A 10,393-nucleotide genomic window follows, 5' to 3' on the forward strand; every position below is an offset into this window, starting at 1 on the left:
CGAAAAACTCTTTGCTCAGGCCGTTACGTACTTCAGCAGCTCAACCACCTGCTCCGGCGTTTGTGCCCAAGCCATGGCAGCTGCATCTACTTCCTTGAGCGGGTGCACGATATCTTCATCATGCAGCGTGATGTATGGCGTGCCCATGGCGGCACAGTAGCCGGCGTCGAAGGCCGCGTTCCACTGCTTGTACTTGTCGCCAAAACGGATAACCGCCAGGTCGCACTGTTCAATCAGGGTTTTGGTGCGGATGGCGTTCACCTTGGAAGACTGGTGATCACGCCAGAAGTTGCTCTCCGGCTTGCCCAGGAAATCGCCCGCAGCGTCGCTGGATTCGTGGTCGGTATTGGCAGAGGTGAACTCAACCGGCAGGCCGGCCGCCTCGGCACCCGCAGCAATCTGCTCACGCCAGTCGGTATGGATTTCGCCGGAAAGGTATACGGTCCAGATCATTTTGGGCTCCTTAAGCTGAATTAAAGCCGGTCAGTCTAACCTACAGGCCGGCTTTAATGTAGGTATCAGCCCGCGACGGAAGCCTCATGCTCACGAATCATGGTGTAAAGCTGATCCTTCAGGTGCAGGCGTTTTTTCTTCTGCTCTTCCAGATACTCGTCTGATGTGTTCTCAACACCGGTTTCGATGCGGTGAACCTCGTGGTCGAGATCATGGTACTCGTCAAACAGCTTGGCAAAGTGGCTGTTGCTGGTTTTCAGTTGGTGAATGGCTTCCTTGGACTCGGGAAGCTCGTGCAACAGATCATGCTTTTCGATGGTCATTCCTAGTGTTCTCCTGGGTTTTGTTGGTGCCTAAGTTCACTGTATGCCTATGGCTTGAGAGCGCTCTTGATCAACGTCAACCCGAGGGCCATCGGCCGTAAGATGCGATTAGCCACCGCATTTTTCGCGCACACTGGCCCGGAACCGGTCTCGTATCTGCAGGTTCTGTTTTTCGGAGACAAACACCCGCTCCCCTTTATCATTGAGGTTGTAGAAGGTGGAGATACTTTCCATATGCTTCAGGCGGGCGTGAAGCTTACGGCAGGCCTCTGATTGTCGCTCGGCCTGCATCCGGGCCTTCGCTTCTGCCGCTTGTCTCGCCTCCCGCTCCTGCTGTTGCTGGTTCACGAACTCCGTCATTTTCTGATGCCGCTCACGGGCGGCAGTATCGGCCTGTGCAGGGGCAGCATTCACGCGTACTTCACTGGAACTCGCCTGCGCCGGTGGGCGATCGCCGAAATGGGTTTGGCCATTGGCGTCTGTCCATTGGTAGACGGCAGCGTGGGCTGCCGGGAGTGCAGACAAGGCGACAAAAAACAGCAGGGACCAGCGCATGGTGAGTGTTCTGAATTTGGCGTTTCGCTCATGATTCATAGGTTAGTTGTCACCACTTGTTGTTGTGCAGTTTGTGTCGATTGTCCTGCTTGAACCGCTCGTATTCCTGCTTGCTCATATCCCGCCAGTAACGGGGATTACGACCGGCTTTCTCGTCATGGCGAACCGTGCGGGGATCCTGGTGACGGAAGGATTCAAACAGCGGAATATCCGGCAGTGGCTGGGTGACATCCATGTACCGGCAAATCAGCAGCCAGAACGCCAGAACGTCTTCCCGGTTAGTGGTGGCTGGCATCAACTGGTTCAGGGGTAAGGCCCACTCTTCAGTTTTGTGTACCAGGTTCAGTCGATACCAGAGGTTGCCCTGACGATCCGGCAAGGTAACCAGGTAACCATCCCATTCATCGAAGGGCGCCTGGGCACTGATCTCACCTGCCCGCTCATCCGTGTCCGGATCGTAGTAGAGGGTCACCATGCCGGTGCGACGATTCAGCTCCCATTTGGGGCCTTTGGGGCGGCGGTAGATGATGTGGGGGAAGTATTTTTCAACGAGGTAGCCGATCCCCCAACACATGGCCATCGGTAGATAAAAATAACCAACGAACGGAAAAACAGCTTCCCACCAGAAAGTGCTCCACTCAGTTTTTGCTCCCAATTCAAACCACATCATCAACATAGCTAGGATGAATGGCACCAATAACCAGGTAGATGCGAATCGCCCACCATGGCGCATCCAAAGCAGGGCCCAACTGATCCTGGGAAGCGTGGCATATCTTATGCTGCCCCCATTGATCCAGCCTGCTGGATTATAGGGCTCTCCGCCTTCGGCAGCTTCTTGCTCGAACTGGCGCCTGAGATTATCCTCTTCCACCATGACTTCGGGCGACCAGGTTTCCAAAGCCTTGGGTGGAAAAACACCAGAGCGGCTGCTTTTCGCAAGCGGCCGGCCACCCTGGGTCCAGCCATTTATGAACAGTTTACTTTGTCCAGATGGCGCAATAGGTTCAGGGCTTTTTCTGTTGCCACGATACGCGGTGTCTTCGTACTGAAGCGAGGCAGCGTTACTCATAGAATCCTTCCAGTCTAGCTTGTACCGTGAGTCTTCTGACTCGCCCAGAAGAGCAGCTTATCTGATTCAAAATCCGGATCGCCACCCGGCTTCCCAGTTTGGTTCAGATGATGACTGAGCGAGTGACGGATTCTTGGTGGCAATGGACATAAAGATTTATGGATTCGTTTAGGGCGAAACTCAGGCCCGAAAACGCCCTCTCCCCCGCTTTTGTTGCTGCTTCTCCTCACGCACTGCCTGCCATTCGGACACTGGCCCCATCTGGGTAAACTTCAGGCCACGTTCGTAAGCACGAGCGAGCTGTTGATTCAGGCTCAATAGTGCCTCGGATGGTTTGGTCCACTGTTCCTTGGGCAAAGGCGCGGACCAGGCTTTCAGTTCCTCTGGCAGGCTCTTCAGAGCCAGGGTCTTGATGCGGCGTTCGGTGATGATGTGAGCCAGGTAACGCTGGAAGAACCAGTCGCCCACCTTCTTGCTCAGCCAGGGCAACAGGGACATCTCTTTGCGGGCTTGTCTGCACTTGGCTTTGTAGTGGGCCAGGGTTTCGTCCTCTTTCGGATCCGGGCAGGCCTCGGGGCCGTTTTCCATAAACTGGCGAATACACTCCCACTGGGCCAGGCCGGCTGCTTCATGGCCGACGTTGATGCTGGCAGCGGCCAGGGCCGATTCCGGGTCGTCCGGCTTCGGAATCGCCAGGGTGAGCACCGTGTGTGTGGCCATCAAGCCGGGACCGATGTCCTGGCGGGTTTCGATGTAGGCGACCAGTTTTTCCCAGGGGTAGATTTCGTAGACGAGTTTGGGGTCGTGTTTTTTCTTTAGGCGGAGGGCGAAGAAGAGGTAGGTGCCGATAACTAAAAGCTCTATAGCAAGCACAACCAAGGCCCACATTATTATCGTATTGCGATACTCTTCTGTCGCATCCTCCAACATAAATGGCGCAAAAACAGCGACAATGGTGAATACAACCGTCACATAAGCCCATCCTTCTGCGCTTTCATTCCAAAATGGCAGTTTGTATTCCTTTCCTTCCGTCCAGCGCGGCATGGCCACTTCCCGGCGCTGTCGATTAAACCTTACAGGTGGTGTTTCTTTCACTGTTTTGTTGCCCAGGAAATGCATGTAAAGTCCCCAGGGGATGGTGATTAACAAATTCATCCCACCCAAACCCAGCAAAGGTATCCACGTCAATTCGTTGTGCCCCAGATAATAGTCCACCGTCATAGCCAGCCCCCCTATCATCACCAAAATAGTGAGGCTAAAAAACATCAACGCAAACTCTGCACTAAACAACAGGTTGCCATTCTGCAAATCCAGCCACCCTTCGGTTTTTCGTCGAATCCAGGAATTCACGTCCACCGCCCGCGCTCCTGTCGTTAAAGGTTCCGGACTCAGGGCCAGTAACCGACCATCGCTGGTGGTACGGCGCACTCCGACTTCCCAATCGGATTCACGCGGTGTCTGTGTTGATGACGGATTCTCGTTGTCTTTGGTCATAGTCACGACTTAGTGGGGTCACTTATCAGGGTATGATATTTGATAATCAACGCGGTCAATGAAGTGTCCGGTGTTTCCAGAGGTGTTACGGCTTGCCATTGCTTAGTTTCGTTGGCTCCGACCATCGGCAAATTACCGTGCTCGTGCAAGGTCAGCCTGTAGTGGTACGCCTTGTCTGTCTCTGGCAACCAGGTAGGGGAATTGGCTGCCTTGTAGCGGAAGGCTAAATAGAACCCATCGGCCGTATCCAGGTCGGCTCCGGTCAGGGACAGCTCCAGGGCAACGCCCGCCGCGCCCATGCTCTCGGTAGTAATAGCCTGATTCCAGTAGTCGTGGTCTGGGTCCCAGGCCGTCCCTTCCTGCCGCAGGATCGCCCATTCCATGTTATCCGCTTCCAGCGAACTCAGTCCCGGTAATTCGATCCGGAATGCGCAGTAGCTCGTGCGCCCATCCAAGGCGGCTTGTTCTGCCCTCACTGACAGAGTGGGTTGGTAAATGACCTTGGCCAGTTCGTGGCGCTGCTGATCCGTATCCCAACCCTTGGCGTCATTGCCCCAGGCACTCTGCTCACACCAGCGCTGCACGTCTGTGCGTTTATAATAGCTTTGTACCCAATTGCCTAAGAATACCAAGCCCGTGCCAACCCAAAGGTAAGCATTCACCCCCCTAACCAAACCACCCGCTAACGACAACATTCCATGGTTTACCGATTTCCAGGTGATATCGACGGAGGTTTTGCGGATAACGTGGATAATACCGGCTGACCCAGTTCGGGCCATTCGCCAACTTCCGCCAGCGATCAGTGCATCACCAGCGAGGGTAATTCCAGTTCCAAAACGAACGCCGTTATCGCTCTTCGGACTGATTAGTTCAAGGAATTGTTTGGCGCCGTCAGCCAGCGCCGAAAAGAACCCCGCCCAAGCCGCAATGGTGCCCCCCCATACATTTACTCTGGCCAGTCGCGTGAGCACTTCATCCGCCTGGGAGATGGCCTGGTAGTAATAATTCAGGCGGGCACTGCCGACGATAGTCAGAATACTGGCCGCTGCACCCACCGTTCCCGCGGCGCCACTGGCAAACGACCAGAATTCGCCCCAATCTCCTTCTTTATCCCATTTATTGAAAGCATCCCAAGCCCCAACAGCCCCAACCAATCCCATAAACGACACCAATCCCATGCCGCCAATGCGTTTCGGCATATCCAGCCTGTCTTGCCCAGAGGTCAAGATACCCCGACCATAATCCATCATGCGGGTAAGCCCACCCCGCTCTCTCAAGCGCTTCAGTTCATCAACTTCAGATTGCACGGCACGGCCGTAGGCGGTCCTGGTCAACCCAGCAATCAGGAGAGCTCCGCTGTGGTTATCCCCCTCAACCGGGGACGTATCCATTAGTTGAAAACCTCGCTCACGGAGCTGATTGGTCAGATCTTGCTTTTGAGCTCGGATGGCTCGGATCTGTTCGTCGTACTCTCGTTTATATCGGCGACGGTCTCGGGTACTGGCCTCGCTATGCCGCTGCTGAAGGCGGTTTTCCTGCTCCAAAACCTCCTCACGCAATTTGGCCAGCCGTTCGATTTCCTTCACGAGAGATTCATGCCTGGTAAGGCTGTCAGCATCGGCAATCTCCAGATCAATCTGGTACAGCCTCTGGTTCTCGAAGACGTGGGCCCGCAGGCCAGGATCCATGCGCTCAAACACTTGCCTTAGACGGCCATGCAAATCGGCGGCATCCGCCGCTTGAACCAACTCGAATACCGCCAATCGCCCGGCAATGTTGAGCTGGGCCAAATGGTGGCTGAGTTGTGCGGCAGCGCCCTCTGAAAGAGATGGAAATTGCAAATGAGGGCTCCGCTCAACCAGCTGAACCCATTCCTTGTATGCCGCCGGAGCTTGCTTGGCGTCCATAATGGATTTCAGGCCGTCAATTACATCTTTTAACGTGCCGGGGATGATCTCGGGTTTCAGATCCAGCGAGATCAGATGCTGATGCCCGATCTCCTCAAAGTAGAATTGCTTCAGGAATGAAAAATCACCCGATGCTTGTGCCCACTCCGTGAGCACTGCAATCAGACCGTTGTCCATTTTCAGCAGCGCCATGTAGCTGTCTTCGCTTTTCCGGTCATACAGATGACCATGAAGGTAGAAGGTGGACAACAAAGATTGGATATCCGTGACGATGCGTCGTTTCTCTTCGGAGAATTTCGACAGGTGTTGCTGCGCCTGTTCCAGATAGGCATTCATGTCGTCAAGCTTCACCAGGTCAGCAATGCCTTGCTCACCAGCGAAATCGGAGCCGTCAACAAGGTTGGACTGATAGTCCGACATGGACTCGACGATACTGAACAATTCGCGCTGCGACAGTCCCATGTCTGTTGCCAGCGCGTCAGCTGCGTTACGCACTCTGGTGACCCGCTCATGGTCGGACGGCATATAGCTATAGGTGCTGGGGCCGGCGACTTTTCGGGCGCTTTGCTGATATTCCGGGAAGTCTTCGATCAGTTCCTTCAACTGAACATGTTGGTCGCGGCTCCCCACAGCAACCTTTTCAAACAATGCCTTGGCATCTTCATCTTCGACCTGCTCCGAAAACGCGCGGGCCAACTCAGCGACTCGGTCGTCATCCAATCGAATCAGATCGCTGATGAAGCGCGCAGGATAGTATTTCGCGTCCTCTGCCTCCAACCATGCGTTATGGTTGGTATCCACAATGGCCCAGGCATCCAACAGGTCGTCAATGTGGCCCATAAAATCATCAACCACGATGTACGCATGGTCCAGATCATAAGCCGCCAATCGATGGGCGAACGGTTCAGAGCCGGTATCCAGTGTATTTTGGGCCCAGTACCAGGAGGGTAAATGGGTTTTCCCATCCATGGGCACAGTTTGCGTGTCCGGGTGGGTCAGTAGCGATTCCAGACTTGCCTGGCTCAATAGCTGGGGCTTGCCGTTGATGGGGCAATAACCCGACAATCTCACCCGCTGCATCACCTGTTTACGGTAATCTTCCCAGCTAATAAGCATGCTGCACTTTTTCGCGGTCAGCTGCGTGGACGAGAAAAACACATCGACATGCCCACGGCGCGGCACCACGATAGCTGGTGTATCGGGGGTTCCGGTACGCTGATCCTGAGAGGCTTCATTACCTTGCCATAAACGTTTGGTGACCGCGCCGCCGTCTTTGACTTCGTATTCATGCAGAATGTCAGGCGCATCCGAATGGAACAGGTACAGGTAGCCATCCCGTATCTGGCGAATGCCAATCGGCTGAAATTCGAGGTTGAACCGCGGCTCCAATGAGGGGTGTTCCGCCGCCTCATCGGCATAAGCGTATCGTACCGGGATCAACTGAATATCCGCACGGGTCAAAGGGCAGGCACCCTGAGCCGTGGTGCTTGCCAGGCTTGCGCGGTCGGCGGCTGCTATGGGGTTAGTAAGTTGCTTACCCATGAATCGGCTCTCCTTGCACTTGGGCTCCAGCAGAGGACATGGCGATCATCGCCGCTTCTCTGGCCTGGGCTTCTGCGGCCGTTCCTGGCCACCGATGAAAAAGGTCATAAATGCCAGGGGCTGCTGCTTCCCATAGCGACAGCTCTCCCAGATAACCGTATACGGTACACCAGTGGAGCAAGGCCTGTAGCGATTCATAGCCATTGGCCAACGCCTGCTCCATGATGGTCCGAATATCCTTTATCAAAGCCTGCCTTACGTTTGACGCCACTCTACTCGGGAAATAGGTCTCAAGGTGCTGCACCAATTTGACCAACGTTGCGCGTCGATCAGTGTCCGTTAAACCGCTGAGGGTGAGTTCTCCCAGTCGAAATGACGCACTACTCTCCACGTTCCGTCCAACGCCAACCTCCGGTAACCAATCCGGGCGTATTTGAAGGTGCCAGCCATCCCATAACGCGTCCGGGAGTTTTACCGCAGTATACGGAGACCAGTATTCGGGCACCCCACCATCACCGGAAGAAGCCAGCAGGATCCTTGCGACGGTGGGGTCGGCGAACCGCAACATGACGTTGTAGCCCAAGGGGTGGCGTACCGTGACAAACCGGCGTAGATGATCAGCTAACGCATCCAACGATTCATCGCTGGCAATCGCGTAACCCCACTCTTGTGCTTTGCCTTCCAGAGACAGTTGTTCCAACAACGCGTGGCCCCGGTCGGTGCGCACCAGCAACGGTGCAACATCGCGAATCGATGCCCATTCAGTGCCATCAAACAGATTGCGATAGTCCGGAGTGTCAACAAGCTCGTACAGCCAGCGTTCCGCCTCTGCGCGTTTGCTGCCATCAATCAGGACATAATTGAAATGCATGTCCTGAAGCTGAGCGATGGTTTGTGAAGGTGCGTCGAAAACATCAAACATCGGACCCATCTCCCGATGTGTTCTCTTCTGACTGGCAAATGGTGGTCAGGGCTTTGCCTTCCTGCAGCGCACGCATCTGGGCATCCGGTTGCGCATTGGTCCTCTGTCCGACTGTGGCCAGCACAGCAGGCTCGGTATACGCGCCACCGGCATCCACCAACCCTGGCCGCTCCGGCACCTGCACCTTCTGCCCACTGCCTTTGCCACCAGAACCACCGGCGTTCACCTTGATACTCGCACCACCCAATGCCACGCCGCTGGGGTCGATCTTTACGAAGCTGCCGCCGGCCTTCAGGGTGATTTCGGCGCCGGCTTCGATCACCGCTTTTTGGCCAGCCTTGATGTGCAGTTCGGTGCCGGAATCACTGAGCCAGGCGGTGCCGGCTTTCAGGTGAAGGGTGCCGCTTACGTTGAAGCTGTGGTCTTTACCTGTCAGCTCGCGCTTCTCGCCATCTACGGTGTGGTGGCTGTTACCTTTGGTGTGGCTGAAGCGGTTGTTTTCGACCGTCAGGTGGCTGTCGTTCTTGATGACTTCGGTACGGTTATTTTCCGTGAGCAAGTCCAGGTCTTTCTGGGCATGAACGTAGACCTGTTCTTCACCGGCTTCGTCTTCAAAACGCAGTTCGTTGCTGCCTTCACCCTTATGGGTTTTGGTTTTTAACGTGGTGCGGGTTTTGTGTTCCGGCAGCGCGTAGGGCGGTGTGTTGGTGGCGTGGTAGGTACGGCCGGTGATAATCGGCTGGTCCGGGTCGCCGTCCAGGAAGCTGACTATCACTTCGTGGCCGATTCTGGGCAGGGCCATGAAACCGTATTGACCACCGGCCCAGCCCTGGGCCACGCGCAGCCAGGCGCTTGCGTGTTCGTCGTTCTTCGAATAACGGTCCCACGGGAATCTTACTTTCACCCGGCCGTACTGATCGCAGTGGATCTCTTCACCCTCGGGGCCGGTGACGATGGCCATCTGGGGGCCGTCCATCACGGGTTTGTGATTACACAGGGGGCGCCAGGTTTTGTCGGCCGGGATAGCACTGAAGGTGTTGTGGTAGCTGGTGGGTTCGCTGCCACCCTCTTCTTCCAGGGCCTGGGGCTGTTTGCCGGTGTGGGTGATGGCGGTGATCAGCCATTCCCGGTTCAGGCTCTGGCTGTCGCGGTCCTGCAGTTCCACTTTAGCACCGGGGGTGAAGTCCGGTCGGTTGCTTTTGCCCTTGGCGAGGGAAGCGTCGTTTCTCAGGGCGTCCAGTCTGGCCTGGGTGAACGGTTGGCCACTGGCATCGGCCTTGTAGCGACCGGGGTAGTCGTAGTGTTGATAGTCTTCTCGGTGGTTCGGGCTGCCGGCGCTTTGTTCGTGCATCAGGGCGTAAGCGGGGTTTTTGAAGGTGTAGTCCTTCATGGCGACCGAGGCGGCTTTGATGCGCTCTTCGTAGGTGAAGCTGAACACGCAGGCTTGTTTGCTGCTGCCGCCGGCCTGGGTGTTGCAGGGCACCGGGTCCAGTTTCGGGGCATCGCCGTGGTGGTCGGCAATGATTAACGCTGGTTGCTCGTCGCCATCCACGCTGCCGTGCTGGTAGCGGTAGTGCCAGCCTTCTTCAGCGGCCAGGCGTTCCAGAAATTGCAGGTCGCTTTCCCGGTGTTGAACGCAGTATTCCCGTTCGGCCGGCGGGCGCTTCAGATCAAACACCGAATCCACAATGCCCCGCTCTTCCAGCAGAATGCGCACGATGGCATCCGTGGCCTGGGCCTGGAAGATGCGGCTGTTGTGCATCAGGCCCAGGCGCCACAGCGGCGGCTGGATGACCACTTCATAGCGGGTGCGGCGGTGGCCGGTGTTGCCACGGACAAACTCGTTCACCACACCGGTGAAGCGGCGCAGGGGCTGGCCATCCTGCCAAACCACCAGGTCTACCGGTTGTTCCAATACATCGGCGGCGGCTACATCCGGGTCGGTGCTGGCCAGCTGCAAGCGGCCATGAAACAAGGAAGACAGCTGCTCGGTCAGCGCGAAGCCAACTACCGAAAAGTGATCAGAGGGGAATTCGCCTACACGGGCGGTGAACTGCAATCCGCTTGCCTGGGGCATGACTTCGGTCCCTGAAGAAAAACATGTCTGTTCAAACCCACACCATCCGGG

8 protein-coding genes are annotated in these 10,393 nt (G+C 55.9%); all 8 read right to left on the bottom strand.

Features of this window, described 5'->3' with window-relative positions; translation table 11 throughout:
• Positions 1 to 15 precede the first annotated feature (15 nt).
• A complete protein-coding gene (locus AQ621_RS14785; protein ID WP_022988574.1) occupies positions 16 to 453 on the bottom strand; it encodes a YtoQ family protein in 438 nt (145 codons plus the stop codon).
• A 65-nt stretch (positions 454 to 518) separates the two neighbouring features.
• Positions 519 to 776: an HP1242/YdcH family protein gene (locus tag AQ621_RS14790; RefSeq protein ID WP_022988575.1), complete on the bottom strand. Its 258-nt coding sequence runs from the start codon at positions 774 to 776 to the stop codon at positions 519 to 521.
• A gap of 108 nt (positions 777 to 884) precedes the next feature.
• Entirely contained in the window at positions 885 to 1,370 is a 486-nt protein-coding gene (locus AQ621_RS14795; protein WP_227508354.1) for a DUF4124 domain-containing protein, read from the bottom strand.
• A gap of 10 nt (positions 1,371 to 1,380) precedes the next feature.
• Entirely contained in the window at positions 1,381 to 1,911 is a 531-nt protein-coding gene (locus tag AQ621_RS17855) for a hypothetical protein (RefSeq protein WP_227508355.1), read from the bottom strand.
• A 669-nt stretch (positions 1,912 to 2,580) separates the two neighbouring features.
• Positions 2,581 to 3,894 (bottom strand): hypothetical protein, encoded by a 1,314-nt coding sequence (locus AQ621_RS14805; RefSeq protein ID WP_145840288.1) that lies wholly within the window; start codon positions 3,892 to 3,894, stop codon positions 2,581 to 2,583.
• Positions 3,895 to 3,896: 2 nt separating this feature from the next.
• A complete protein-coding gene (locus tag AQ621_RS14810) occupies positions 3,897 to 7,343 on the bottom strand; it encodes a toxin VasX (protein ID WP_058342056.1) in 3,447 nt (1,148 codons plus the stop codon).
• Positions 7,336 to 8,265 (bottom strand): DUF4123 domain-containing protein, encoded by a 930-nt coding sequence (locus AQ621_RS14815; protein WP_058342057.1) that lies wholly within the window; start codon positions 8,263 to 8,265, stop codon positions 7,336 to 7,338. The genes AQ621_RS14810 and AQ621_RS14815 overlap by 8 nt, the downstream gene beginning before the upstream one ends.
• The gene (locus AQ621_RS14820; protein WP_058342058.1) at positions 8,258 to 10,342 is read right to left on the bottom strand and encodes a type VI secretion system Vgr family protein; all 2,085 of its coding nucleotides are present in this window, start codon (positions 10,340 to 10,342) and stop codon (positions 8,258 to 8,260) included. Before AQ621_RS14820 ends, AQ621_RS14815 begins: the two co-directional genes overlap by 8 nt.
• Positions 10,343 to 10,393: the final 51 nt, after the last annotated feature.

Origin of the sequence: Marinobacter sp. P4B1, assembly GCF_001447135.1 — a bacterium.
Classification (GTDB): domain Bacteria; phylum Pseudomonadota; class Gammaproteobacteria; order Pseudomonadales; family Oleiphilaceae; genus Marinobacter; species Marinobacter vinifirmus.

Bases quoted from the DNA above. Each gene is read 5' to 3' on its own strand.
- AQ621_RS14805 (WP_145840288.1), bottom strand. From the start codon at position 3,894: ATGACCAAAGACAACGAGAATCCGTCATCAACACAGACACCGCGTGAA.
- AQ621_RS17855 (WP_227508355.1), bottom strand. From the start codon at position 1,911: ATGGCCATGTGTTGGGGGATCGGCTACCTCGTTGAAAAATACTTCCCC.
- AQ621_RS14795 (WP_227508354.1), bottom strand. From the start codon at position 1,370: ATGAATCATGAGCGAAACGCCAAATTCAGAACACTCACCATGCGCTGG.
- AQ621_RS14785 (WP_022988574.1), bottom strand. From the start codon at position 453: ATGATCTGGACCGTATACCTTTCCGGCGAAATCCATACCGACTGGCGT.
- AQ621_RS14820 (WP_058342058.1), bottom strand. From the start codon at position 10,342: ATGCCCCAGGCAAGCGGATTGCAGTTCACCGCCCGTGTAGGCGAATTC.
- AQ621_RS14790 (WP_022988575.1), bottom strand. From the start codon at position 776: ATGACCATCGAAAAGCATGATCTGTTGCACGAGCTTCCCGAGTCCAAG.
- AQ621_RS14815 (WP_058342057.1), bottom strand. From the start codon at position 8,265: ATGTTTGATGTTTTCGACGCACCTTCACAAACCATCGCTCAGCTTCAG.
- AQ621_RS14810 (WP_058342056.1), bottom strand. From the start codon at position 7,343: ATGGGTAAGCAACTTACTAACCCCATAGCAGCCGCCGACCGCGCAAGC.